The sequence below is a fragment of the Dyella dinghuensis genome (assembly GCF_003977615.1).
Taxonomy (GTDB): domain Bacteria; phylum Pseudomonadota; class Gammaproteobacteria; order Xanthomonadales; family Rhodanobacteraceae; genus Dyella_B; species Dyella_B dinghuensis.
The window spans coordinates 645,388-668,582 of sequence record NZ_RYZR01000003.1 but is presented as its reverse complement, the minus strand read 5'-3'; the positions used below and the strand labels follow the sequence as shown (position 1 = coordinate 668,582).

The 23,195-nt window shown below is 59.8% G+C and carries 24 protein-coding genes and 1 tRNA gene; 5 read left to right on the top strand and 20 right to left on the bottom strand.

Going from position 1 to position 23,195, the window contains the following annotated elements; genetic code table 11:
- Positions 1-245: 245 nt before the first annotated feature.
- The 4 genes from EKH79_RS06160 to pgaD are packed head-to-tail and all read left to right on the top strand — an operon-like array spanning position 246 to position 5,900.
- Positions 246-2,321, top strand: coding sequence for a tetratricopeptide repeat protein (locus EKH79_RS06160; protein WP_126672885.1), 2,076 nt, complete (start codon positions 246-248; stop codon positions 2,319-2,321).
- Positions 2,322-2,323: 2 nt separating this feature from the next.
- A complete protein-coding gene (pgaB, locus tag EKH79_RS06155) occupies positions 2,324-4,195 on the top strand; it encodes a poly-beta-1,6-N-acetyl-D-glucosamine N-deacetylase PgaB (protein ID WP_126672884.1) in 1,872 nt (623 codons plus the stop codon).
- Positions 4,196-4,197: 2 nt separating this feature from the next.
- Entirely contained in the window at positions 4,198-5,448 is a 1,251-nt protein-coding gene (gene pgaC, locus EKH79_RS06150) for a poly-beta-1,6-N-acetyl-D-glucosamine synthase (RefSeq protein WP_126672883.1), read from the top strand.
- Complete coding sequence (gene pgaD, locus EKH79_RS06145) at positions 5,445-5,900, top strand: poly-beta-1,6-N-acetyl-D-glucosamine biosynthesis protein PgaD (RefSeq protein ID WP_126672882.1); 456 nt, start codon at positions 5,445-5,447, stop codon at positions 5,898-5,900. The genes pgaC and pgaD overlap by 4 nt, the downstream gene beginning before the upstream one ends.
- Here the strand turns inward: pgaD and EKH79_RS06140 are convergent.
- From EKH79_RS06140 to EKH79_RS06120, 5 genes are all read right to left on the bottom strand, one after another.
- Complete coding sequence (locus tag EKH79_RS06140; protein ID WP_126672881.1) at positions 5,897-7,372, bottom strand: GGDEF domain-containing protein; 1,476 nt, start codon at positions 7,370-7,372, stop codon at positions 5,897-5,899. The genes pgaD and EKH79_RS06140 overlap by 4 nt on opposite strands.
- Before the next feature lie 519 nt (positions 7,373-7,891).
- Positions 7,892-8,248, bottom strand: coding sequence for a DUF1428 domain-containing protein (locus EKH79_RS06135; protein ID WP_126672880.1), 357 nt, complete (start codon positions 8,246-8,248; stop codon positions 7,892-7,894).
- A 133-nt stretch (positions 8,249-8,381) separates the two neighbouring features.
- Complete coding sequence (locus EKH79_RS06130; protein WP_126672879.1) at positions 8,382-8,819, bottom strand: GNAT family N-acetyltransferase; 438 nt, start codon at positions 8,817-8,819, stop codon at positions 8,382-8,384.
- Positions 8,820-9,109: 290 nt separating this feature from the next.
- Positions 9,110-9,195 (bottom strand) — tRNA-Leu (locus tag EKH79_RS06125).
- A gap of 27 nt (positions 9,196-9,222) precedes the next feature.
- Positions 9,223-9,804, bottom strand: a complete 582-nt coding sequence (locus EKH79_RS06120; RefSeq protein WP_126672878.1) for a cysteine dioxygenase family protein — start codon at positions 9,802-9,804, stop codon at positions 9,223-9,225.
- Between the two features lie 127 nt (positions 9,805-9,931).
- On the opposite strand from EKH79_RS06120, the gene EKH79_RS06115 reads away from it, so the two are divergent.
- On the top strand, positions 9,932-10,249 hold the full coding sequence (locus EKH79_RS06115; protein ID WP_126672877.1) for a hypothetical protein: 318 nt from the start codon (positions 9,932-9,934) through the stop codon (positions 10,247-10,249).
- Here EKH79_RS06115 and metX read toward each other — a convergent pair.
- The 15 genes from metX to EKH79_RS06040 all read right to left on the bottom strand — a co-directional run bounded on the left by metX (position 10,246) and on the right by EKH79_RS06040 (position 23,180).
- A complete protein-coding gene (gene metX, locus EKH79_RS06110) occupies positions 10,246-11,346 on the bottom strand; it encodes a homoserine O-acetyltransferase MetX (RefSeq protein WP_126672876.1) in 1,101 nt (366 codons plus the stop codon). The genes EKH79_RS06115 and metX overlap by 4 nt on opposite strands.
- 9 nt (positions 11,347-11,355) lie before the next feature.
- Entirely contained in the window at positions 11,356-12,402 is a 1,047-nt protein-coding gene (locus EKH79_RS06105; RefSeq protein ID WP_126672875.1) for a tetratricopeptide repeat protein, read from the bottom strand.
- Entirely contained in the window at positions 12,399-12,830 is a 432-nt protein-coding gene (locus tag EKH79_RS06100; protein ID WP_126672874.1) for a cytochrome c-type biogenesis protein, read from the bottom strand. The genes EKH79_RS06105 and EKH79_RS06100 overlap by 4 nt, the downstream gene beginning before the upstream one ends.
- 185 nt (positions 12,831-13,015) lie before the next feature.
- Complete coding sequence (locus EKH79_RS06095) at positions 13,016-13,555, bottom strand: DsbE family thiol:disulfide interchange protein (RefSeq protein ID WP_126672873.1); 540 nt, start codon at positions 13,553-13,555, stop codon at positions 13,016-13,018.
- On the bottom strand, positions 13,552-15,525 hold the full coding sequence (locus EKH79_RS06090; RefSeq protein ID WP_126672872.1) for a heme lyase CcmF/NrfE family subunit: 1,974 nt from the start codon (positions 15,523-15,525) through the stop codon (positions 13,552-13,554). The genes EKH79_RS06095 and EKH79_RS06090 overlap by 4 nt, the downstream gene beginning before the upstream one ends.
- A complete protein-coding gene (gene ccmE / locus EKH79_RS06085; RefSeq protein WP_126672871.1) occupies positions 15,522-15,992 on the bottom strand; it encodes a cytochrome c maturation protein CcmE in 471 nt (156 codons plus the stop codon). Before ccmE ends, EKH79_RS06090 begins: the two co-directional genes overlap by 4 nt.
- A gap of 26 nt (positions 15,993-16,018) precedes the next feature.
- Positions 16,019-16,228 (bottom strand): heme exporter protein CcmD, encoded by a 210-nt coding sequence (gene ccmD, locus EKH79_RS06080; protein WP_126672870.1) that lies wholly within the window; start codon positions 16,226-16,228, stop codon positions 16,019-16,021.
- Positions 16,225-16,983, bottom strand: a complete 759-nt coding sequence (locus EKH79_RS06075; protein WP_126672869.1) for a heme ABC transporter permease — start codon at positions 16,981-16,983, stop codon at positions 16,225-16,227. Before EKH79_RS06075 ends, ccmD begins: the two co-directional genes overlap by 4 nt.
- A gap of 2 nt (positions 16,984-16,985) precedes the next feature.
- Complete coding sequence (ccmB, locus tag EKH79_RS06070) at positions 16,986-17,681, bottom strand: heme exporter protein CcmB (protein ID WP_126672868.1); 696 nt, start codon at positions 17,679-17,681, stop codon at positions 16,986-16,988.
- Complete coding sequence (gene ccmA / locus EKH79_RS06065) at positions 17,674-18,309, bottom strand: cytochrome c biogenesis heme-transporting ATPase CcmA (RefSeq protein ID WP_126673079.1); 636 nt, start codon at positions 18,307-18,309, stop codon at positions 17,674-17,676. Before ccmA ends, ccmB begins: the two co-directional genes overlap by 8 nt.
- Before the next feature lie 21 nt (positions 18,310-18,330).
- Positions 18,331-18,765: a DUF3293 domain-containing protein gene (locus EKH79_RS06060; RefSeq protein WP_126672867.1), complete on the bottom strand. Its 435-nt coding sequence runs from the start codon at positions 18,763-18,765 to the stop codon at positions 18,331-18,333.
- A complete protein-coding gene (locus EKH79_RS06055) occupies positions 18,758-20,128 on the bottom strand; it encodes an FAD-dependent oxidoreductase (RefSeq protein ID WP_126672866.1) in 1,371 nt (456 codons plus the stop codon). Before EKH79_RS06055 ends, EKH79_RS06060 begins: the two co-directional genes overlap by 8 nt.
- A 75-nt stretch (positions 20,129-20,203) precedes the next feature.
- Positions 20,204-20,965, bottom strand: a complete 762-nt coding sequence (phbB, locus tag EKH79_RS06050) for an acetoacetyl-CoA reductase (protein WP_126672865.1) — start codon at positions 20,963-20,965, stop codon at positions 20,204-20,206.
- Positions 20,966-21,035: 70 nt separating this feature from the next.
- Complete coding sequence (gene phaR, locus EKH79_RS06045) at positions 21,036-21,539, bottom strand: polyhydroxyalkanoate synthesis repressor PhaR (protein WP_126672864.1); 504 nt, start codon at positions 21,537-21,539, stop codon at positions 21,036-21,038.
- Between the two features lie 87 nt (positions 21,540-21,626).
- Positions 21,627-23,180, bottom strand: a complete 1,554-nt coding sequence (locus EKH79_RS06040; protein WP_126672863.1) for a DHA2 family efflux MFS transporter permease subunit — start codon at positions 23,178-23,180, stop codon at positions 21,627-21,629.
- Between the last annotated feature and the right edge of the window lie 15 nt (positions 23,181-23,195).

The following is a 23,195-nucleotide window of genomic DNA, read 5'->3' as shown; positions in this document are numbered from 1 at the left end:
AGCTGGGGGCGCCCCACTAGCGCTGTTATGGCCGAAGCCTCCGAGCATGGGGGGCAATTCGGTCATATTGCGGTGCAGCACGGCACCAAAATGAGAACTACGTCACAAATGGCGCGGTTCTTGCCAGTCCTAGCGCAAGAAGTGGGCATCCGGTGATGAGTCGTTTACGTATGACCTTGTCACTATGCGCCATCTAGGTACTACCTCGATCTAAACGCTGACGCTTGGGTGACGTAGGAACGGGCATGTCGTTGAAACAAGGACAAAAATTTCGCGTGCAACGTTTGAGGCAAGCAAAGACCGCATTGTTCGTGTTTTTGGCCCTATACGGCGTTGGTGATGCCGCATTGGCGCAATCAGCGATCCAATCCGCGACCGATCCCGCGAATCTGTTGGCTATGGCCCGCAAGGAGCGGGCCGCGGGGCATCGCATCGAGGCACTCTCCTATACCCAGGACGTTCTGGCCCGCTGGCCGGACAACCTCGAGGCGCGCGAGCTCAACATCCAGATTCTCTCCGAGCTGGGCGCTGCGGCGCGCGCCAAAGAGCTGGGTGCAAGCCTGCCGGACGCGGCTCAAAAGATGCGGCTCGCCGCCGACTACGACGCCCACGAGGTCCGCTGGGCGCGTGGCGAACCCGTCAATCCGCATCGTCCGTATGACGAAGCCGACAAAGCCGCGGCCGATATCGAGAAACTTGCCGACGATCCCACCGCATCGGCCGATATTCGTGAGCGTGCGCGGATGGACTTGCTGGCGGTACTCGATCAGGACGATCGCGCCAAGGAAGTTCTCGGCGATTACGCGCCGATGAAAAAACGCGGCGTGCAATTGCCCGCCTACGCCGAGGAAGCCGTCGCCGACGCGATGATGCAAGAGCACGACGCGCGCGACGCGATTCCGCTTTACGAAGACAGCATTCGCCGCGATCCAGGCCCTTACGATCCGAGCCAGACCGATCCGCGCATCGGCCTGGCGTACGCGTATCTCGCAGCGGGCCGCACGCACGACGCACTCAAGACGATTAATGATCTCGACAAGCGCGAACCGAAGTGGCTGCATCCACGCGATGTCAAAGGCGCGAAGGAAAACCAGCGCAAGGTCGATGCCGACACCAACGCTGCTTCGATCGAACAAGATGCGGGTTATCTGCGCGATTCCTACAACCATCTCTCCGCACTAAGCGCCGAAGCGCCCGCCAACGCCGATATTCGCCGCGAACTGGCGATGGCAGAGCTTGCGCGTGGCTGGCCGCGCCGTGCGATGGAGACATTGAAAGTCGCCGACACCTATGACGAGCGCGACGCCGCTGCCGCACTCGATCAGGCTGAGGCGCATCGCGCGATGTACGACTATGCGGACGTCGAAGCCGACCTTGCCCAGGCGCAACGGGAAGCCGGCCGCAGCGGCCGCGTGCAAGATGCCCAAGCGGCATGGCAGCGCGACAGCGGATGGCAGTTCGATATCTCGCACGATAACGGCTGGGGCAACAGCCCTGATTACGGCGATCGCGATCAGGAAACCGAAGCATCGCTGGCCAGTCCGTTGCTCGAAAATCATTGGCGCGTCGTCGCGCTGGCCCAGTACGCCTCGGCATCGCTGCCGGAAGGCGATGTGTCGCGCGAGCGTGCCGGTCTCGGCGTGCAGGCTTTTTTCCACGGCATCGAGCTGTACGCGCAGGCGTTGCCGGCGATCGACAACTTTGTTCGCCGCACCGATTTCACGGCCGGTTTCAATTGGTCTCTCAACGATCAGTGGACGTGGTCGACGGACTGGAGCAGCGCAAGCAACGACGTTCCGTTGCGCGCTCAGTATTACGGCATTACGGGTGACGGTCTGAGTACGGCCGTGCAATGGCGCGCCAGCGAACTGACGTCAGCGCGTCTGGCGGTGTATCGCGATCGTTTCACCGACGGCAACTTGCGCGAAGGCTGGCTGGCCGATTTCGTCCAGCGTTTGCATACAGGGGAGAACCTGACATGGGATGGTGGCGTAGAAATTGGCGGCTCACACAACAGCGAAGTCGATCGCCCTTACTTCAACCCGTCGGAAGACCGTTCTTACGCACTGACCAGCGTGTTTCAGAACACGCTCAACCAGTACGAAGACCGCAGCTGGACCGAGCGCGTTGATCTGGCGGTCGGCGGATATGCCGAACGCAATTACTCGACGGGACTGCTGGTGAGCGCGCGTTACGGACAGATATATCAACCGCGCGCGGGTCTGCGTTTCGGCTGGGGCCTGGCATGGCATTACCAGCCTTACGACGGCCGATACGAGTCACGGGTCGTGCTCGACCTCACGATGCATTGGGGAGAGTAACGATGCGCGCCTTTCTGCTGACATTGCTGCTGCTCACCTTCGCCAATCTCGCGCACGCGGGCGAGATGGTGTACGCCAAGCCGAATTTCATCGTGCTCGCGTATCACGATGTGCGTGACGATGTGCCCGACGAGGGCTATCACGATGCCGACGCCACCAACACCGATCATCTCATTGCTCAGTTCGACTGGCTGAAGGGCAACGGTTATCACGTCGTCAGTCTCGAAGATGTGGTCAAGGCATCGAAGGGTGGTCCGGCATTGCCCGATCACGCGGTGCTACTCACCTTCGACGATGGTCTGGAAAGTTTCTACACGCGCGTGTATCCGCTGCTGCGTGCCTATAACTATCCCGCAGTTGCGGCGCTGGTGGGTTCGTGGATGGATATGCCGAAGGGCCAGACGATGGCCTACAACGGCGCCGACTGCACGCGCGATTGCTTCCTGACCTGGGATCAGGTGCGCGAGATGCAGAAGTCCGGCCTGGTCGAGTTCGCCTCGCACACGTGGGGACAGCATCTGGGCATTCCGGGCAATCCGCAGAACAACCAGATGCCCGCGGTCGTGAGTCTGCGCTACAACATGGCGACATCCAGTTACGAAGCGCAGGACGCCTACATGGCGCGACTGCGCGACGACCTTCGCCATAGTTCGGATGAATTGTTCAAGGAAACCGGGCACCGCCCGCGCGCGATCGTCTGGCCGTACGGCGCTTACAACCAGATCGCGGTGCGAATCGCAGCGGAAGAGGGCATGCCGATTTCCTTCAGCCTTGGCGATGCGCTGCCCGATGTTCAAACCGATACGACCATTCCGCGTTTGCTGGTGAGCGGCAACATCTCGGCCAATCGTCTGGGTTGGGTGATTCGCCATCAGCAACGTGTCGATTCGGTACGTGCGGTGCAGGTCGATCTCGATTACGTCTACGACCCGGATCCGAAACAGCAGGAACGCAATCTCTCGATTCTGCTCGACCGTATCAAGCGTATGCATCCGAGTCAGGTGTGGTTGCAGGCGTATGCCGATCCCAAAGGCGATGGTGTTGCCGAAGCGGCGTATTTCCCGAGCCGCCATCTGCCGATGCGCGCCGACTTGTTCTCACGCGTCGAATGGCAACTTCGTACGCGCGCTTTCGTGCGTGTCTACGCGTGGATGCCGGTGATCGCGTTCCGTTTTCCGGATGCACCGAATCTTCCTTCACTCGGCGGAGAACCCAAGCCCGGCGGCGATCACTATCGTCTGGCGCCGTGGGATCCGCGCGTGCGCCAGTGGATCGGGGATACCTATGAAGATCTGGCGATGCACGCCGATGCGGCAGGCATCCTGTTCTCCGATGATGCGTACATCCGCGACACCGACAATCTTGGTCCGTGGTCGACGATGAGTCCTGCGCAGCGCACGCAGGCGCTGATCGATTTCACGCACGAACTTACCAATCGTTTCCGCCGCTGGCGACCGCAAGTGAAGACGGCGCGCAACATTTACACGCGCCCGATCTTCCAGCCGGAAGCCGAGGCCTGGTTTGCGCAAAGCTTGCCCGCATTCCTTGCCAACTACGACATGACGGCGATCATGGCGATGCCGCAACTGGATAAGCATTCCGACCGCGCGAGCTGGTATCGCGATCTGGCTGCGCGTGTGAAGGCGGCCGCGCCGAACGCCATGGATCGCTCGTTGTTCGAGCTGGCGACGCAGGACTGGCGCACACAGCAACCGATCGCCGAGTCGGATCTGACAGGCCGCATCGAATTGCTTGAGGCCAATGGCGTACGTCACGTTGGCTACTATCCGGACGATTTCATCAAGAACCACCCCGGGCTGGAATCGATTCGTCCGTCGATTTCCATCGCCGATTATCCGTATCCGGAGCGCTGACGATGAACGGTCATGCACTCCACGTCCTGCTTGAATTCGCCTTCTTCTATCCGTTGGCGATGTCGCTCGTCTGGATGAGCGGCGGCCTGATCTATTTCATGCGCTGGGAACGCAAGGAGCCGTCGCGCGTGAAGCCGCCGGCGTTGTCGTCGTATCCGATGGTGTCGCTGATCGTTCCCTGTCACAACGAAGGCGAACAGGTGCGCGAGACGATTGCCTATCTGGCGGGACAAACCTATCCGTACTTCGAAATCATCGCCGTGAATGACGGTTCGACGGACGACACCGGCGAACAGCTCGACGAATTGATGAAGGAATATCCGGAGCTGCGCGTGCTGCACCTTGCCAGCAATCAGGGTAAAGCGATGGGATTGCGCGCCGCGGCGCTCGCCTCCAAGGCGGAGTATCTGGTTTGCGTGGACGGTGATGCATTGCTCGATCCGTATGCCACACACTGGCTGGTTTCGCATCTGATCGACAGCTCACGCGTGGGTGCGGTGACAGGTAATCCGCGTATCCGCAATCGTTCTACGCTGCTCGGCAAGCTGCAGGTTGGCGAGTTCTCGTCGATCATTGGCCTGATCAAGCGCGCACAGCGCGTGTACGGCCGCATCTTCACGGTGTCGGGTGTGATCGCCGCGTTCCGCAAGTCGGCGTTGCACGATGTCGGTTACTGGAATACCGACATGGTGACGGAAGATATCGACGTCAGCTGGCGTTTGCAGATGCGTCACTGGGAAATCCGCTACGAACCCAATGCGTTGTGCTGGATTCTGATGCCGGAGACGTTGCGCGGTTTGTGGAAGCAGCGTCTGCGTTGGGCGCAGGGCGGTTCGGAAGTATTGCTTCGCTACGGATTGAAGCTGTTGCGCTGGCGTCAGCGCCGCATGTGGGTGGTTGCGGCGGAATACCTGGTCAGTCTGCTTTGGTCATTCGACATGGCGACCATCGTGATGCTCTGGTTCCTCGGCAAATTCATCGATCTGCCGCAGGAGATTCGCGTCGATACTCTGCTGCCTGAGTGGAACGGCGTGGTGCTCGGCATGATCTGCATGGGGCAATTCCTGATCAGTCTGTTGATCGATCGCCGTTATGAAGCGCGCATTGGCCGCAACTACTACTGGATGATCTGGTATCCGCTGGTCTATTGGATGCTCACGACCGCGACATCGATTTGTGCACTACCCAAAGCCATATTCAAGCGCAAAGGCACGCGCGCTGTGTGGACAAGTCCCGACCGAGGTTTGCGATGAAAGCCGAATTCATTATCGAGAAGCCCGAAAATCAGCGCCCGTTGCAACGAGCCACTTTCGCATTTATCACCATGGTGGCGTGGACGCTCTGGATTTCGCTTTGGATGCCGGTGCTTACGGCGATCGCATGGTTGCTCGGCATGCATAATGCGTACAAGCAACTGGGTTTGGTACACCCACTGCATGCGGTCAGCGATTTGAAACTGGTGGTGATGGTGGCGCTCGTAAGCTCGCTGTCCATCGGTACGTGGTCGCAATACAACCGTATGCGCTTCTCCGGTAAACAGAAGCGACGCGCGAACCGCCCGTTGGATATCGCAGAGATGGCACCTGCGCTAGCGTCTTCGGTCAATACCGCAAGGCAACTGCGGGCAGGGCGCCGAGCAGTCATTCACTTCACCGACAACGGCCACATGTTTCTGACGGACGACGCAGGGTCGCCTTCCAGCTAATGCGTATGAATGCCTTGTTCGACGCGGTTGCGGCCGTTGTTTTTGGCGTCGTACAGAGCGCGATCGGTGGCGGCTATCAACTCGTGCGGTAGGGTGCCTTCGCTAGGTGTAACCGTTGAAGTACCTACGCTGACGGTGGCGCGCCCATGCGGACTGTTGTCGTGTGGTATGTTGAGTTGGCGCACAAGCTTGCAGACGCGCGTTGCTACCTCGCGTGCTCCGGATGAGGATGTGCCCGGCAGGATGACGGCAAACTCCTCTCCTCCATAGCGTGCAACCAAGTCGGCTGGGCGTTGAAGCGCTGCATGCAATGCTGCAGCGATATCACGGATGCACTTGTCACCGGCGAGATGTCCGTAGCGATCGTTGTATTGCTTGAAGAAATCGATATCCACAAGCAGCAATGAAATGGATTGCTGCGTACGCAGCGCGACACGCCACTCCTTTTCGATAGCCTCCTCGAAAGCACGCCGGTTGCCTACGCCCGTCAAGCTATCGCGCAGGGCGAGCTCAGCGAGTGCTGTGCGGTCACTACGCAGCTCGTCCTCCATTTCGATCTGACGCACTTGGCTAAGGATGCTGCGCAAGCCGTATCCAAACACCGCAACAAGAATGCCGGCAACGCCGAGGTTGAATCGCCTGTGCAGCAGCAGCAAGGAAATGGTGAGCACCGCCAGGGAAAGCAAAAGCGGGCTGCCGATGCGCACGAAACGCACCAGGCCCGGCGGCGGGTTGATCGCCTTGGGTATGCGCGAAGGCTCGCGCAGTGTCATCAGGGCGAAGGCAAGAAAGGGTACGTCCACGATTCCGTCGTATGCGCTGCCGATATTCGGCGAAACGTCTAACGCAACATGATGGTTGTAATACGCGGCGGTGATAGCGTAGAGCAACGTCAAGCCAGCCAATGTGCCGAAGAAATGGCGTTGCCTGAGCATGTCCGCGGCGAAGAAGCGGATGAGTGTCGTGATCGCGAGAAACGCATTTTCCACATCGAACATCAACGCAACCATGCGCGTGGAAAACTCGTCGGGAGAACCACGCAGCGTCACCCACGAAAACGTCAGCGCGAAATAGAGATAACCAAGTGACGCGACCAGTACCGCATCAATGCCGCGCTGCAGGCGACTGCGGCTGTAGACCCCCACAACAGCTGTCGCGTAGGAAATGGGTACCCCGAACAGGATGTAAAGCAACATGCTGTCGCCGGGCACCTGATTGCTGTTGCTCAGGAAAATGTCCTGGCGAGCGCTGAAAACCATGCCCAGCGTCCAGAAGATCAGGCTAAGCGCGGCGAGAATCCAACCCTGGCTCAGCGCGAAACCCTCGATCATGCAGCGACGTATCGCGAAAGCCGACGCAAACAACGGGGCTGCAATCAGAAACGCGTACGACACCACGATGGCGTGCGCGGGGATAAGCATGACGAGCACTACGTGCAAAAGAATGAATCCGATTGCGAGCAGCACCATCATGTTCTGGCAAAACCCCCTTGTTTCTTTGGCTCTACCTTAATACATCCGGCGTGTGATGAAAGCGTTTACATGACAACGGCCCGCACGATCATGCGGCTGTACGTGGCGCACAAAAAAGCCCCGCTGAACGGGGCTGATTTGTTTGCCGATTCCCTCTGTGCTTTCGCAAGCTGGAACAGCGCTTTGTTGATACCGGTGATAGGACTCGAACCTACACGACATCGCTGCCAGTGGATTTTGAGTCACACTCATAAATGCTTGCACATCAACAGCCTAAAGGAAATTTCGGTCCGCAATTGAATGTTTGATAGCTTCCCGAAGCCGTTGGTGCACAAGGGCGGGAAAATAATTGCGGACCGGAAATCGGGAGCAGGGCCGGCTTCCCCAGCTCGTGGGGCATTTCGCATACGGTTCGCAGCACTATGGGCACCGTAAGTGGTCCGCCGAACTCGGTTCTTTTATGTACGCTCTGGGTCGAAAGCGGACGTTGCTTTGAAAGGCGCGCAGCGCAAAGCCCCCCTAGTCCGGCAGGCTAACTACCGACTCGAAGCCGCCAAAGATCATGCGCTTGCCATCGAAAGGACAGTCGGCTGCGGCCTTCATGCGCGGGTCTTGCATGAATTTCGCCATGCCGGCATCGCGAGCGGCCTTGTCGGGCCATTCCACCCAAGAAAACACCACGGATTCGTCCTGCGTCGCCTGCACGGCGCGGCGGAAATCGGTGAGCTTGCCGTCGGGCACGTCCTCGCCCCAGCACTCCATCACCCGGATGGCGCCGAACTCCACAAAAATAGCGTCAAAAGTTCGGGCGTGCACGATGAACTTCTCGCGGTTGGCTTTGGGCACCGCGATCACAAAACCGTCGATATAGGACATAACTGTCTCCTCAGCGTGAAGCGTGACCGACATGGTCAGTTTCATGGATGCGACGAATGGGAGATTACGGGATCGACACGAGATATCTGGAGAAACTGTCCGCTATGGGTCGAAAGCGGACATGATAAATCGGCTACGGACGCGACTTGATAAAGCGACGTTCGGTCATGAAATATCCCATTGCCTCGTAAAAACGATGTGCGCCATCGCGATGATCGCCACTTGTGACTTCTATACGAGCAGCCCCAACTGACCAGCCCCATCGTTCGGAAGCCTCAATGAGCATGGCGCCGACGCCTTTCCGGAACCATCCCTCTAATACAGCAAGTGAGGTGATTCGAACTAGTTCGCCCGAGGTATGAAACAACGGAATCGCATGCAAGCTAACGACGCCAACCACCGAATCTCCGAACTGGCAGACAAAGACCACATCCCTCCGCGAATCGTCAATCCCATCCAGCTTTACTTGAACCAGCGCAGAGGTAGTTCCATACCCCAGAGATGAGAGGCAAGCAGCAATCTGCTCCGCATCTCTCTTATGTGCCCTACGGACAACCGCGGTCTCCGCCATACGAACCTCGTATCAATCTTGCCGAGTGTTTCGTAGATTAGCTTTTTCAAACATATTCATCGCGACTAAAACATGGCTTTGCCATGTCCGCTCTGGGTCGAAAGCGGACACAACCAGCTTGCCGATAAAACTGCTCGACAACAATGCCATCGAAGTCGCATTTATCACATCGATCGATATGTGCGGCCACAACCGGATTCAGTGTTCGGTCCGCAATAATTCGAGATTGCGGACCAAAATTCTCGCGCATTTCGGGCAATAAAAAACGCGCTAAGCGCGCGTTTTTTAAGTGGTACCGGTGATAGGACTCGAACCTACACGACATCGCTGCCAGTGGATTTTGAGTCCACCGCGTCTACCATTCCGCCACACCGGCCCAGATAGAACGCCTATTATGCCGGGTTCAATTGACCGGGTCGAGACTCAGTTGACGGTCCGAGCGCTCGTAGCAGTGATCCGTGCCCTTGGGCTGGAAGACGGCGCAGTGGGTCATGTTGCCGGAGTAGATGTGCAGGCTCACGGCGACGGTGTCGTCGCTGGGGTTGCGGATCGTGTGGTACTCGTGCGGCGGGATCAGGCTGCCCGCGGAACCCGGGCCTGCCTGGATCGAGCCGACGGGCTGGAAGCGGTACAGATCGCCTTCGCCAGCCAGTTGCTCGTACTGCACGACTTCCAGCGCGCCGCTCCAGACGCCTTCCACGCACCACATGCCGCAGTGGTCGTGGATCGGGGTGCCCTGGCCGGGACCCCACGTCATCGCAACCACGCAATAGCCGTGTTCGTCGCTGTGATAAAGCTCGCGGCGGGCGTAACGGCCCTGCGCGGTTTCGAACACGCATTCGGGCAGGGTAATTTCCTTGCTGCGAATCAGCTTGCAGAGACTGTTGCGAAGACTGTCGGTGATCGCGGGCGTGGACGGTTGGGCAATTGCCTCGTCGATAGCATCGATCAACGTCTGACAGCCGGGGAATTCCTTGGTGAGCATGGTGGTCTCGGGTAAATCCAGGGGTTGCAACACAACCCTATTGAAAAACGAACCGGCTGAAGCCCAGCTAAGGCTTCTCTGCTAGCCTACTCCGATCGGTGCCTGATCAGGCCCGAAGGGGGCGTCCATGGGAAGAATGGTCATTGTAGCGTACCGTCCGAAACCGGGGTGCGAGGCAGAGCTGGACGTGCTGGTGCGCGAACACGTGCCGTGCCTGAAAGCCTTGGGTCTGGTGACGAATCGCCCGGCGCAGGCGATGCGCGCCAAAGACGGCACCGTGGTCGAAGTATTCGAATGGGAGGACGGCGCGATTGAAGCGGCGCACTCCAGTCCTCGCGTGGTGGAATTGTGGGAGCGTTTTGGCAACGCCTGCGATTACGTACCGCTGCGGGAGCTGCCCGAAGCCGAGGCGATGTTCGCGGATTTCGAACCGATCGCGCTTTAAAGCCGCGACAGGAAGCCGCCAATGGCGCGGCTGTAGTTTTCGATGTCGACCAGAAAGGCGTCGTGGCCTTGCGGTGAATCCAGGGCCACGAATTGCACGTTCGCACCCGCCGCTTCCAGACCCTCTGCAATCTGCTCCTGCTGCTCCAGCGGAAACAGGATGTCGGTGCTGACGCCAATCACCAGCGCCTGCTCGATGTGGATGCGCTTCAAGCCTTCGAGCACGCTACCGTTTCCGTATTCGGAAATATCGAACCAGTCGCTCGCGCGCGACAGATAGAGATAGCTGTTGGGGTCGAAGGTGCGCACAAAACGTTGCGCGTGTCCTTCCAGATACGACTCGACCTGAAATTCGAAGCCGAACGGCTGATCTTCTCGTTGCTCCGGGTCGAGCCGGATACGTGCGAAGCGTCCGTTCCATTCCATTGCGGAGCGATACGTAATCACGCCAAGCTTGCGCGCAATGCTCATGCCGATATCGGGATAGCGCTCGTTGTCGTACTGGCCATCGTTCCAGTGCGGATCGAGGCGGATCGCTTCGCGTTGCAACGAGCGGATGGCGATGGCGAACGGTTGCGCTTGCGGCGCGGTATCCACACTGATATGTGTACGCACGCTACCGGGATGCAGCAGCATGTAAGCCAGCGCACTCATGCCGCCCATCGAGCAGCCGATCAGGCAGGCGAGTTTGTCGATGCCCAGGCTTGTGACCATCGCGTGCGATGCATGAGCAACATCTTCCAGCGAGAGATCGGGGAAAGTCAGCCGATAAGGCTCACCGGTGGCCGGATCGATCGAAGCAGGGCAGGTGGAACCTTTGTCGCTGCCGAGTGAATTCACGCAGATCACAAACCAGCGTGATGTGTCGATGGCCTTGCCGGGGCCGATCATCTCTTCCCACCAGCCGGGCGAAGGATCGATGTCGTTCGCCGCCGCGTGTGCACTCGGGGACAGGCCGGTGAGGATCAGCAGCGCATTATCACGTTCGGCACTCAATGTGCCCCACGTTTCATAAGCGACATGCGCGCCATGCAGCGAGCCGCCACGCTTCATCGCGAAGGGCGTCGGCAGCTGGAAGTATTGGCGTGCGTCGCTCATAACCGTTCCCTAGTTGTGCACCTTATCAATCACAATGTTGATGGGTGTCGTGCTGTCCACCGCAACCACGCCGGCATCTCCTTCGAGATCGCCGGCCTGCGCGATAGCCTGTCCACTATGGCTGATTCGCGCGCCGACGAAAACATTCGGGGTGGACGACAGCTTCATCGCCGGCACCATGCTCATGGCATCCGTAAGCGTCACCGTCGTCGGAAGCTTGCTTGCATCGAGGCGCGCGACCGCGAGTGGCATGGGCGGGCCGTTTTCGGCTTTGGCGTAGACGAAGAGCGTGTCGCCTGCCTTAAGCTTGTTCTTGAGTGAAGGCGCCAGAGATACGTTCACCTGCAAGGCAGGCTCCTGCGTGTTGGCGGGGTGTTCCGTGGGATCGGACTTGCCACTTACGCGTGCGTCGGCCATCGCGATTTGCTGCGCGACTGCTTGCGCCACGGTGGATCCCGGCTGCAATTGCGGTTGCAGGATTCGCCACGTTGCGGCGGCGTCGGCATATTGGCCTTGCTGGAAATCGCTGATGCCAAGCAGCCAGAGCCCCCGCTGATTATCCGGAGCAAGCTTTACGGCTTGCAGCAATAGATCGCGTGCACGGCCTTCGATGCGATGATCGGTGCGCGATGCCGCGTCGGCCTCGGCCCAGCCAACCATCGCGTTGGTGTCATTGGGCGTCAGCTGCAGCACATGATCGTACGCATCACGCGCTTGATCGGGTTGCTGCATTTCCGTTTCGGCTTGCGCCAGCAGCAGCCAGCCTTGTGCGTCCTTGGGTGTGGCGACCAGATGTGCACGCAACTCGTCGAGCGCCTTGTGGATGTCCATGCCGGCCTGCGCTTGCGTGGGCACATTGTCGATCGCGGACGGCGTGCCGATCAGCTGATACACACCTGCTGTGCCGAGCGGAACAACGAGCGCGATAACCAGCATCAGCGCGAACACGCTGCGCGAACGACCCGTACGTCGGCCGTGCCGCAGCAAGGGAATCAACAGCAATGCGAGCGCCACAGCGATCATCACTGCGGCGGCAATGTAGAAAGCGAACTTCACCAATCGTCCCCAGTATCGGTCGGTGCTGCGGGTATGCTGGCTTGGCTGCGTTTGCGGATGGTGTATCCGACAACGAAACCGCCTGCGATCAGGATCAGCAATGGTCCGAACCACAGCAGCCAGGTATGCGTGTTGACGGGTGGGTCATACAGCACGAATTCGGAATAGCGATCGACCAGATACTGCTTGATCTCGGCGTCGCTTTTGCCTTCCTGCATCAACTCGAACACTTTGTGGCGCAGATCGCGCGCGAAATCGGCGTTGGAGTCGGCGAGGTTTTCATCCTGGCAGACCAGGCAGCGCAGTTCGCCGGTGAGATGCTGGAAGCGTAGCTCTTCGGCGTGATCGCGGAATGGCAGGGGATCGATAGCTTGTGCGGCGGCCATGTTGCTCAAAAGCATCATCAGCGCCGCTAAACCGATCAGCATACCGCCGCGCAACTTAGCCCCTCTCCCCTCGGGAGAGGGGTTGGGGTGAGGGTGCGCTCGAAGCGCGAGATCCGAGTCGTTCGAGAGACGTGATTGGTTCGCTCCGGTCGAACCCTCACCCGCCTGCCGGCACCCTCTCCCGGAGGGAGAGGGGTTAGCCAGGAGGTTTGCAATAGGCAGAAGCATCACGGCGCCTTTTCCAGCGCTGCAATGGCCGGCATCAGCTGCTGCGCAATGACATCCGGCGTAAGCGGCCCGATGCGCTTATAGCGAATCACGCCTTTACCATCGATCAGAAACGTTTCAGGTGCGCCATACACGCCGAAGTCGATGGCGGTGTGACCGGATTGATCGGTGATCACCATGTCGTACGGATTACCGTGCTGACCAAGCCACGCTTTTGCGTCAGCGGGTTCGTCCTTGTAGTCGTAACCGACGACCGGAATGCCCAGCTGCTTGGACTGTTCCATCAACACCGGATGTTCTTCGCCGCACGCAAAGCACCAGCTGGCAAACACATTGACCAGATAAGGTTTGCCAAGCATCGAGTCTTTGCTGACCATCTGCTTGGGATTGTCCAGCTTCGGCAGCACAAAGGCCGGTGCAGGCTTGTTGATCAACGGCGACGGGACGGCGGTCGGATCGTGCGAGCTGTTCCACCAGATGCCAAAGCCAAGCAATGCCGCCAGCAGCACAAAGGCGAAGAATGGAACGAGACGGCTCATGCCTGCGATTCCCGCACGGGCGTCAGGATCGTTTGCACAGCGTCAGCCTCGCGTTTGACGCGGAAGCGGCGATCGGCGGCGCTGACGAAGCCGCCAAGCATCATGAACAGGCCGCCGCCCCAGATCCAGCGGATAAACGGTTTGGTGTACAGGCGCAACGCCCATGCGCCTTCGACATGGTTCGCATCCATCGGCTCGCCCAGCGCGACATACAGATCGCGTGTGACGCCCGGATCGACCGCCGATGTCGTCTGCACTTGTTCGTGCGAATACGTGCGCTTTTGCGGATGCATTTCAGCGACGAGCGAACCGTTACGCATCACCGTTACCACACCTTGTTCGGCCATCCAATTCGGGCCCGTCGTCTGCATGACACCATCGAAACGAAATTCGTAGCCGCCAACGGTGGCGGTTTGCCCGGGGCTCAGGCGGACATCGCGCGTAACGCTGAGGGATTCGGAAAGCAGCACGCCGATCACAAAGATGGCGACACCAAAATGCGCGAGCAGCATGCCCGCCATTTCAGCGGGATAGCGGCGCCCACGCGGCATCTCGCGCCAGCGTTTCGCCATATAAAGCACGATCCCAACGCTCACCCATGCCGCGCAAGCGACGCCTGCAATCGCCTTCAGTTGCCCGTGCACGAAGAACGCCGCGATAAGAGCACATGCCGCAGCGGCAATGCCTGTGCGGCTCAATACTTGAGAAAGAACGGGAACATCGCTTTTGCCCCAGCGCAGGAACGGGCCGAAGGGCAGCAGTACCATCACCGGCAGCATCAGCAACGGAAACAGCAAGCCGAAGTAGGGCGGTCCCACCGAGACCTTGCCGATATCCAAGGCATCGCCCAGCAATGGGAACAATGTGCCAAGCAACACCATGGCTGCTGCCACGGTAAACATCAGGTTGCCGACCAAAATTGCGCTTTCGCGCGAGATCAGTGCAAACGCTTTACCACCCGCAACCTTGGGAGCACGCAATGCATAGAGCAGCAGCGATCCGCCAACTACGAACGCAAGGAAACAAAGGATGTAAGTGCCACGCCGCGGATCGGAAGCAAAGGCATGCACTGATGTGAGAATGCCCGAGCGCACCAGGAAGGTGCCGAGCAGGGAAAGCGAGAACGCAAAAAGTGACAGCAGGATCGTCCATGCGCGCAGGGAGCCGCGCTTTTCGGTTACGGCTTGCGCATGTATCAACGCCACACCCACCAGCCACGGCATAAAGCTGGCGTTTTCAACCGGATCCCAGAACCACCAACCACCCCAGCCGAGTTCCGAGTAGGCCCACCAGCTTCCCGCGACGATGCCGCAAGAGAGGAAACCCCACGCAGCGTTGGTCCATGGACGCGCCCAGCGAACCCATGACTGCTCCATCGAACCGCCAAGCAACGCAGCAATCGAAAAAGCAAACGCCACGGAGAAACCGACATAACCCATGTAGAGCACGGGCGGATGGAACGTCATGCCGGGGTCTTGCAGGATCGGATTGAGGTCCGCGCCATCCGGCGGCATCGGCAGCAAACGTCCAAACGGATTCGACGTAAAAAGAATAAAGCAGAGGAATCCGACAGAAATGATGCCGAGCACTGCCAACACGCGCGACACAAATACGTCGGGCAACGACCTGCTGAAAAGCGCGAGCGCGACGGTCCATACGTTGAGAATCAGCACCCACAGCAACATCGACCCTTCGTGCGCTCCCCACACCGCGGCGATGCGGTAATACCAGGGCAGCTGGAGGTTGGAGTTGTCGGCGACGTATTGCACCGAGAAATCGAAATGCACGAACGCCCACACGAGGATGAAGAACGCGAGGGCAACGAATACGGCCTGTCCTGCAGCGGCAGGGCGTGCGACGGCCATCAGCGCATTGTTTCCACGCCATGCACCGACAAGCGGAAGGATGCTTTGCGCCAGCGCGAGCAGCAGCGCAAGGATCAGTGCAAGTTGACCCAGTTCAGGTGTCATAGCTGCGATTTGTCCTGCGACGCGGATTCGTCGATGTGCTTGCCCTGATGCGCTTTCGCCATCGCGTCTTTCAGCTCTTTCGGCATGTAGGTTTCGTCGTGCTTGGCCAGCACTTCGGTGGCCACAAAACGCGCGCCGTCCATGTGACCGGTGGCGATCACGGATTGGTTCTCGCGGAAAAGATCCGGAAGAATGCCGGTGTATTCGACTGGCATCGCACCGGCCGCATCGACCACGGTGAACGTGACCTTGAGCGAATCGTTGCTGCGCTGGATGGAGCCGGCTTTCACCATGCCGCCAAGACGGAAGTTTTTGTAGCGCGTCGCATCGCCGTCTTGCACCTGGCTGGGGGTGAAGAGGTAATTCATGTTCTGCTGCAACGCATACACCACTAGCGCCGACGCGACGACGGCGGCACCGAGAATGCTGAGGATGATGGTGAGCCTGCGTTTGCGCGTGGGATTCATGAGCGATTCGTTGAGCTGTGCGGCAATCAGGCCGAGGTGGCGGAGTTCCGGTTAGTGCGCTCCCGGCGGGTATTTTGTCGTGCCATGCGGCCACGCAATTCACGTAGCGTTCGGCGACGCCGGAATTGCGGCGCCAGCCAGTCGATCAGCAGCACGACAAAGAACACCCCGTAAGCCGGCCACACGTACGCGGCGTAACCGCCCATCGCGAAAAACGATTGCAACGAGCCGCTCATCCGCGCACCTCTTTCTCGGCGATTTCGCGCACCCAATCCTTGCCGCTTTCCAGCGACAGGAGATCGGCACGCGTGCGGCCGAAGAGACTGGCGATGTAATAGAACTTCGTGGCTGCCATCATCGTTAGCAGCGGCCAGATCATCGAGGACGCCATCGTGGAGGGTCCAAGCAAACGGATGGTCGAACCCTGATGCAGGGTATTCCACCAGTTCACCGAGAAATGCACGATCGGCACGTTGATGATGCCGATCAGCGCGAGAAACGCTGCCGTGCGTGCGCCCTGGCGGCGATCTTCAAACGAGTGGTAAAGACCGATCACGCCCAGATACAGAAACAACAGCACGAGTTCTGATGTAAGACGCGCATCCCACGTCCACCACGTGCCCCACATGCGTTCGCCCCAAAGCGAACCGGTGACCAGCGTGATGAAAGTAAATGCGGCGCCGATCGGTGCCGATGCCATCGCGACAATTTCAGCGAGCTTGATACGCCACACCAATGCGATAAACGCAGCCACGCCCATGACGGCGTAGATGAAAAGACTCATCCACGCGCAGGGCACATGGATGAAAATGATGCGGTAGTCGTCGCCTTGCTGATAATCCGGCGGCGCCAATACGAGGCCGCCATACAGACCGATGGCGCCGAGGATGAGTGCCAGCGCAATCGCCCATGGCCGCAGCTTGCCCGCAAAGCCGTAGAACACCGGCGGCGAGCTCAGCTTGTGCAACCACAGAGGGATCCACTTGGCCATCTTTAAGAGTCCAGCGCAATACGGAGTGCGGCGGCGCAGGCCAGCGGTGCCAGCACGACAGCCAGGGCAAGTGCTGCACCCAGCCATGCGATAGGGGCGATCCAGGGCAGCCCCTCCTGGGCAGCTGCCAGAGCCCCGGCGGCGAAGATCACCACCGGCACGCACAGCGGCAGCAGCATCAAGGCGAGCAGCATACCAGAGCGCCGCGTACCGGCCGTAAGTGCCACCAGCACCCCGCCGAAGAGGCTTAGCAACGGGGTCGCAAAGAGCAACGCCAGCAGTAACACCGGCATGACGATCGCCGGCAGATGCAGCATCCCGGCTAGCAGTGGAGCGACCAAAATCAGCGGCACGGCGGTGGCGATCCAGTGCGCCAGGATCTTCATCCCCATCATCGCGGCAAGTGGCTGCGGTGCGAGCATTAATTGCTCGAGCGAACCGTCTTCGATATCGCTGCGGAACATCGCATCGAGCGCCAGCAACATGGCGAGCAGCACCGTCACCAATACCGCACCGCCAGCGATGCGCCGTAGCAACGCATCTTCAGGACCAAGCGCGAACGGAAACAACGAAGTGACGATCAGTGCGTACAACACTGGCAATGCCATGTCGCCGCGCTGGCGCCATGCGAGAGTGAGATCGCGCCGTAACACAGCCATGCAGGCGTGGCCGAGTCCGGGGCGTCGCGGATCAGTCATGCAGGCGAATCCGATGCGGTTCGCCGCCGTGGAATTGGACGGCACCGTGGCTCGTCACCAGCGCAGCGCCGCCGTGCGCAATGTGCGCTTCGAGCAATCCGTTGACTAGTTCGATGCCGGTGCGATCAAGGTTGGCGTATGGCTCGTCGAGCAACCACAGTGCAGCGGGGATAAGCAGCAATCGGGCGAGCGCAACGCGTTTCTTCTGACCGGCAGAAAGCTTGCGCACCGGTTCGTTTTCGTAACCGGAAAGCCCAACATGTGCGAGCGCTTCGTCGATATGACTATGTTCGCGATGACCGTGCAGGCCGATGGCAAAGCGCAAGTTTTCGTGGGGTGTCAGGTCGGCTTTCAGTCCCAACTGGTGACCGAGGAACACGACCTCGCCGCTGCAGCGGTCCCACGTCAGTGGTTCACCACGCCAGTAAAGCTCGCCTTCTTCGGGCCGCAGCAATCCGGTGAGGATGCGCATCAAGGTCGTTTTGCCGCTGCCGTTGTCGCCTTCGATCAGCGTGAGTTCGCCGGCATCCAGACAAAAATCCAGCGGGCCGAACACCGGTTCGTCCTGACGATGGAAGGTAAGCGCCCGTGCTTGAAGCAGGGGCTTGGCTGGCGAGGCGTCGGTCATCCCCGGCATTGTCGGCAATGCTTATCCGGCTTGTCCATGTGGCGTGCTGCCACCGGTGAGGCGCAATCGGGCGGGGCTGGTGCCCAGGCCGTGTACATAGGCGTTTTGCCTGAAATGCTGCGCAAAACGGTCGGTTTCAAATAGATCCGGGCCGACGACGAACAAGCTCGGTTCCCGCCAGTCTTCACCCACGCCCATGCCGGGGCGCACACAGACGGTTTGCCGCAACTCCCGAATCGCGCTGAGCAACGATTGCTGCGCAGCACGGTTCTGCGTGCGCGCTTGAACTTCGGAATGAGGATTCCACGCAGTGATGAATGCCCAGGCGTACTTGCCGGTCCACGGAAGCAATTCCTCCGGAATCGCAGCATCGACGCGGATGCTGACCCAGCCGCCGCGCGGCAGGCGGACGCGGTAATCGGTGGTGCGATACGCCTCGATCAGTTTTTCATCCATGGCGTAGCTTCGGTAGCGGAGGGAGTGTTGCTTCAAGCGTGCTGATAGCTGCGTCGAGTTGCACGTCGTTGGCGCTCGTCGAGCCACGCAGCAATTGTTCCAGCAGCATATCTTGCGCGCGGCCGCGCTCGAACACGTACGCATACGGCAGATGCGTGAACGTGACCATGCGATAGCGCGCCATGAAGTGGTTCGGGGCACGTTCGGCAAGGCGCGCGCCGAGTTCGCGTTTGGCCAGGTAATGCGGATCGGCGACGGAATCGCGCATCTCGATATAGTTTTCCAGCGCCATGGCTGCAATCGCGTTCGCGTTGGGCTGGCGAATGCGCTGGAATTCGGCGAAGGCATCGCGGGTGCCGTTCCCCGATTCGGCAAGCAGATCGGCAAGCACCACCGTGTCTTCGAAGCCGCAATTCATGCCTTGCCCATGGAAGGGGACGATGGCGTGTGCGGCATCGCCGATCAGCAGCGCACGGTCGTCGATGTGCCAGCGGTCGAGATAGAGCGTGGACAACGCGCCCACCGGGTGGCCGTCGTAATCCTCGGCAAAACGCGGAATTTGCGGCAGCAAATCCGGGAATTCCTCGCGAAAAAAAGTGGCCGCTGCAGCCGAATCCGGCAGCGTATCGAAACTGGGGTGCGGTCCGTGGGCCGGCAGGAAAAGCGTGACGGTGAAGCTTCCTTCCGTATTCGGTAGCGCGATGCACATGTAGCCGCCGCGCGGCCAGATGTGCAGTGCATTTGGTTCGATCGCAAAACGGGTGGCGCCAGTTGCTGGCGGAATCTCCAGCTCCTTGTACGCGTGACCGAGCGGTTCGACACGGATACCCAGTGGCGTGTGATCGTTCATCGCTGCGCGCAGTGCAGAGCCTGCACCGTCGGCACCTACTAGAATCGGCGCGTCGTGATGGCGCTCGACACCTTTCTCATCGACAAGCGTGATGCGGCGTTGATCGATATCTGCGTCAGCCAGCGACTGGCCGAAGTGAAACGTTACGCCGGCGGCCTCTGCAGCATCGAGCAACAATGTGTTGAGACCGCCACGCGAGACGGACCAGATCACTTCGCTATCGTCAACGCCGTAACGCTGCAAACCTGGCGTACCGTTGAGCGGATGCACCATGCGTCCGCGCATCATCACGGCACGCTGCAGCACATCGTCGGCGAGACCGGCCGTGCGCAAGGCTTGCAGACCACGTTCAGCCAGCGCGAGATTGATCGAGCGCCCACCGATAAAGCCCGCAACACGCGGATCGGGGCGCTTTTCGAAGACCTCCACGGCAAATCCGCGCTTGGCGAGCAACTGGGCGAGCAGGGCGCCTACCAGGCCCCCGCCGATCAGAGTGATGGATTGCCGTGTCATGCCGCATCCCATAGAGGTAAGCACGACACTTTTCCGCAAGTATGCGTTTACCGCAAGTACGCCCGCCGGGATTTTTCAGAAGCTCATGAAATACCCGCCGTTTACCGGCAGGTTGGCGCCTGTGATGTAGCCGGCGTCCTCCGCAGTCAGGAACACCACGGCGCGAGCGATGTCCGCTGGCGTGCCGAGGCGACCGACCGGGATGTCGGAAATGATTTGCTGGCGAATGTCCTGGGGCACCGCGGCCACCATGGGCGTGTCGCAGTAACCCGGCGAAACGGTGTTCACCGTGACGCCCTTGCGCGCGGTTTCGCGAGCGAGCGCCATGCTGAAGCCGTGCACACCGGCCTTGGCCGCCGAATAGTTGGTCTGTCCGAATTGGCCGGTCTGCCCATTCACCGAGCTGAGATTGACGATGCGGCCGAAACCGCGCGTCGTCATGCTGTCGACTACGTGGCGGCACATATTGAACACGCCATCCAGGTTCACGCGCATCAAGTCGTGCCATTGCTGCGGGTCCATCTTGCGCAGACTGGTATCGCGCGTGATGCCCGCTGCATTGATCAGGATGTCAGCGTGACCGATGCTGCGCTCGACGTGTTCGATCAGGCCGCCGCATGCCTTGAAGTCGCTGACGTCGCAGGGCTCGAAACGGATGGCGCCGTTGTAAGCCGAAACATGCTCGCGGAACGCCTCGATGCGATCGCTTCGCGTGGCCAGATCCACCGCAATCACCTGCCGCCCGGCATCGGCCAGACGCATGCAGATTTCCGTGCCGATACCGCCGATACCACCAGTCACCACGGCGACGCGTGCGTTGGACGTTGACGAAGTCATCACATCATTCCTTCCACGCATGCCGCGCGGCAGCACATGTTGTGCTGCAGCGGAATGCGGTTAAATCGATTTAACCTGGCTTTTTGCCCGGTGTGCCGGGACGCGTGGGCTGAGCCGCGGGCTGCGCTTGTGCTGCGGTGTCCAGGAATCCGCGCTGCATCGATTTCCAGGCATCCAGATTGCGCTCGGTCAGCTCATTCAGCAGCGACCACGGGGTCTGGCCCATGAGGCTGTTGAGCTGGGAGCGGAATTGCTGCTGCTGGTCGAGGAAGACCTGCAAGCTGCGCTCCAGATACGGCCCCATGAATCCCTGCAAGGAGTCGCCATAGAAACGGATGATCTGACTGAGCAGTTGAGGCGACAGCATCGGCTGCCCTTTCTCCTCATGCTCAGAGATGATCTGCAGCAGGACGGAGCGGGTCAGGTCCTCGCCGGACTTGGCGTCGCGGACCTCGAAGTGTTCGCCATCCAGAACCAGCTGACGGACTTCTTCCAGCGTGATGTAGCTGGAGATTTCCGTGTCATAAAGACGACGGTTCGGGTACTTTTTAATGATGCGATTTGTTTGTGCCATGCGGCACACGCTAGCAGAACGTATTGCGCCGCACCAGCTAGGTGGCCGTTCCGATGCTGCACCCCAGGGTGCAGCAATCAGTCCCGTTCAGTGTCCCGCCGCCCCGCCCGCCGAACCGAAGGGCGGCCGGGTCATCCAGATGAACGGGATCAGCAAAATGAACAAAATGGCGCACATGTAGAAGATATCGTTTACGGCCAAAGTCAGGCCTTCGCGCGTAACGATTTGATCGATAAAGCCCAGTCGCTGGCTGGCGCCCATGCTCATGTGCGAGAGCTGCTGGATGTATTGCGCAGCGCCAGGTTGCGCGGAGCTGACGTACTCGGTCAGCGTTGCGTGATGGTAGATACCGCGGTGCTGCCACAGCGTGACAGTGACCGCCGTCGAGACGCTGGAGCCAAGCGTACGGAAGAAGTTGGAAAGCCCCGACGCGCTGGCGATCTCTGTCGGAGGAAGTCCCGACAGGTAGATCTGGTTCAGTGGAATGAAAAAGCAGGGGATCGCCAGACCCATCACGAAGCGCGGCACGATCAGCGTGGCAAACGACGCCGCACTGTCGAAGGTCGAGAACCAGTACGACGTCATCGCAAATATCAGAAAGGCGAACGTCACCAGGATGCGCAGGTCGAATCGCTGCAGGTTGCGCCCGATAATCGGCGACAGCAGGAACGCCAGTATGCCCACTGGCGCACTCGCCAAACCCGCCCACGTGGCGGTGTAGCCCAGCGTGGTCTGCAACCACAGCGGGAACACGACGTTGATGCCGAAGAACGCGAACATGCCCAGCGAGAGGCTGATCACGCCCATCGTGAAATTGCGCTGCTTGAACAGCGTGAGATCCACGACAGGGTGTTTTGCGTGGATTTCCCACACCACCAGAAAGACCAGGCATACCAGCGCGGTAAGTCCCAGCGTCAGGATCAGCGGCGATGCAAACCAGTCATGATCGTTGCCGTTGTCGAGCATGAACTGCAGGCAGCCAACGCCCGCAACGAGCAGGAACAGACCGACGACGTCGATGGGCGCCTTCATCGTCTTCGTTTCGCGCTTGTGCAACAACATCCACGTGATGATGGCGGCGAGGATGCCCACCGGCAGGTTGATGTAGAAAATCCAGGGCCAAGAAAGATTGTCGGTGATGTAACCGCCGAGAATCGGGCCGAAGATGGGCGCCACGACCACCGTCATGGCCCACAGCGCGAGTGCGATGCCTTGCCGTTCTTTCGGATAGCTCGATAGCAATAGCGTTAGCGACAGCGCCACCATCGGGCCCGAGCCCGCGCCTTGCAGCAGGCGAGCGATAACCAGCATCGGCATGCTGGTGGCCAGGCCGCACATCATCGAGAAGATGACGAACAATGCGACCGATACGCAGAACGTGCGCACCTCGCCGAAGCGCCGCGCAATCCAGCCGGTGAGCGGCTGCATGATCGCGCTGGCGAGCGAATACGAACTGATCGTCCAGGTACCTTCGCTGGCGCTTACGCCGAGGCTGCCGGAGATGTGCGGCACCGCGACGTTCACGATGGTCATGTCCAGCACCTCCATGAAGGTGCTGAACGCGACTGCGATGGTCAGCAACACCAAAGGTGTGCCGTGCAGCGGCTTCGGGGGTGCCGCGTTATCGGGCGTGACGGCCATGCTGACTCACCGGGC

What these genes read in the sequence shown, in the direction of transcription:
- EKH79_RS06100 (WP_126672874.1), bottom strand. Translation starts at nt 12,830, where the DNA reads ATGCTGATCGGTTTAGCGGCGCTGATGATGCTTTTGAGCAACATGGCC.
- EKH79_RS06090 (WP_126672872.1), bottom strand. Translation starts at nt 15,525, where the DNA reads ATGACACCTGAACTGGGTCAACTTGCACTGATCCTTGCGCTGCTGCTC.
- EKH79_RS06095 (WP_126672873.1), bottom strand. Translation starts at nt 13,555, where the DNA reads ATGAGCCGTCTCGTTCCATTCTTCGCCTTTGTGCTGCTGGCGGCATTG.
- phbB (WP_126672865.1), bottom strand. Translation starts at nt 20,965, where the DNA reads ATGACTTCGTCAACGTCCAACGCACGCGTCGCCGTGGTGACTGGTGGT.
- EKH79_RS06160 (WP_126672885.1), top strand. Translation starts at nt 246, where the DNA reads ATGTCGTTGAAACAAGGACAAAAATTTCGCGTGCAACGTTTGAGGCAA.
- phaR (WP_126672864.1), bottom strand. Translation starts at nt 21,539, where the DNA reads ATGGCACAAACAAATCGCATCATTAAAAAGTACCCGAACCGTCGTCTT.
- pgaD (WP_126672882.1), top strand. Translation starts at nt 5,445, where the DNA reads ATGAAAGCCGAATTCATTATCGAGAAGCCCGAAAATCAGCGCCCGTTG.
- ccmE (WP_126672871.1), bottom strand. Translation starts at nt 15,992, where the DNA reads ATGAATCCCACGCGCAAACGCAGGCTCACCATCATCCTCAGCATTCTC.
- EKH79_RS06055 (WP_126672866.1), bottom strand. Translation starts at nt 20,128, where the DNA reads ATGACACGGCAATCCATCACTCTGATCGGCGGGGGCCTGGTAGGCGCC.
- ccmB (WP_126672868.1), bottom strand. Translation starts at nt 17,681, where the DNA reads ATGACTGATCCGCGACGCCCCGGACTCGGCCACGCCTGCATGGCTGTG.
- EKH79_RS06140 (WP_126672881.1), bottom strand. Translation starts at nt 7,372, where the DNA reads ATGATGGTGCTGCTCGCAATCGGATTCATTCTTTTGCACGTAGTGCTC.
- EKH79_RS06060 (WP_126672867.1), bottom strand. Translation starts at nt 18,765, where the DNA reads ATGGATGAAAAACTGATCGAGGCGTATCGCACCACCGATTACCGCGTC.
- pgaB (WP_126672884.1), top strand. Translation starts at nt 2,324, where the DNA reads ATGCGCGCCTTTCTGCTGACATTGCTGCTGCTCACCTTCGCCAATCTC.
- ccmA (WP_126673079.1), bottom strand. Translation starts at nt 18,309, where the DNA reads ATGACCGACGCCTCGCCAGCCAAGCCCCTGCTTCAAGCACGGGCGCTT.
- EKH79_RS06075 (WP_126672869.1), bottom strand. Translation starts at nt 16,983, where the DNA reads ATGGCCAAGTGGATCCCTCTGTGGTTGCACAAGCTGAGCTCGCCGCCG.
- EKH79_RS06120 (WP_126672878.1), bottom strand. Translation starts at nt 9,804, where the DNA reads ATGCTCACCAAGGAATTCCCCGGCTGTCAGACGTTGATCGATGCTATC.
- EKH79_RS06130 (WP_126672879.1), bottom strand. Translation starts at nt 8,819, where the DNA reads ATGGCGGAGACCGCGGTTGTCCGTAGGGCACATAAGAGAGATGCGGAG.
- EKH79_RS06135 (WP_126672880.1), bottom strand. Translation starts at nt 8,248, where the DNA reads ATGTCCTATATCGACGGTTTTGTGATCGCGGTGCCCAAAGCCAACCGC.
- ccmD (WP_126672870.1), bottom strand. Translation starts at nt 16,228, where the DNA reads ATGAGCGGCTCGTTGCAATCGTTTTTCGCGATGGGCGGTTACGCCGCG.
- EKH79_RS06115 (WP_126672877.1), top strand. Translation starts at nt 9,932, where the DNA reads ATGGGAAGAATGGTCATTGTAGCGTACCGTCCGAAACCGGGGTGCGAG.
- EKH79_RS06040 (WP_126672863.1), bottom strand. Translation starts at nt 23,180, where the DNA reads ATGGCCGTCACGCCCGATAACGCGGCACCCCCGAAGCCGCTGCACGGC.
- metX (WP_126672876.1), bottom strand. Translation starts at nt 11,346, where the DNA reads ATGAGCGACGCACGCCAATACTTCCAGCTGCCGACGCCCTTCGCGATG.
- pgaC (WP_126672883.1), top strand. Translation starts at nt 4,198, where the DNA reads ATGAACGGTCATGCACTCCACGTCCTGCTTGAATTCGCCTTCTTCTAT.